At 45.7% G+C, this 639-nt stretch carries 1 protein-coding gene; it reads right to left on the bottom strand.

Annotation, left to right across the window (positions count from 1 at the left end; translation table 11 throughout):
• Nucleotides 1–613, bottom strand: a 613-nt coding sequence (locus tag R7R24_RS27795) for an ABC transporter permease subunit (RefSeq protein WP_318120296.1), incomplete at its 3' end; no start/stop codon positions are given.
• Nucleotides 614–639: the final 26 nt, after the last annotated feature.

Consider the following 639-nt stretch of genomic DNA (forward strand, 5'->3'; position numbering starts at 1 on the left):
AATTACTTACACCACAAACATGCGCCGCTTCGATGAACTCTTTACTACGTAGGCTGAGTGTCTGACCACGTACGATACGCGCCATATCCAACCAGGCGATTGCACCAATCGCAACGAAGATAAGAATGATGTTACGGCCGAAGAAGGTAACAAGTACGATAACTAGGAACATGAACGGTACAGCGTACAAGATTTCTAGAATACGCATCATAATGCGGTCAACTTTACCGCCAATGAAGCCAGAAGCCGCACCGTAAAGTGTACCAATCAATACCGCTACAAATGCACCCATCACGCCAACCATTAGCGAGATACGGCCGCCGATTAGAGTACGCACGTACAAATCTCGGCCTAGACTGTCGGTACCAAACCAATGTTCAGAGTTTGGCGCAACGTGCATTGCATACCAGTCAGTATCGTCAAACGCGTAAGGAGCGATCATCGGCAGAACAATTACCGCCAACGTCATTAAAACAAGAATAAATAAGCTCACCATCGCCGCTTTGTTACGCATAAAGCGGATACGAGCATCTTGCCAAAGACTGCGACCTTCAATCTCTAAGTTCTCAGAGAATTTTTCAATCGCTTCTAGGTTTTCTTTTTTCGTCAACATAACCAAACTTCCCTGTTAGTAGCGAA

Source organism: Vibrio sp. 704, from assembly GCF_033339295.1.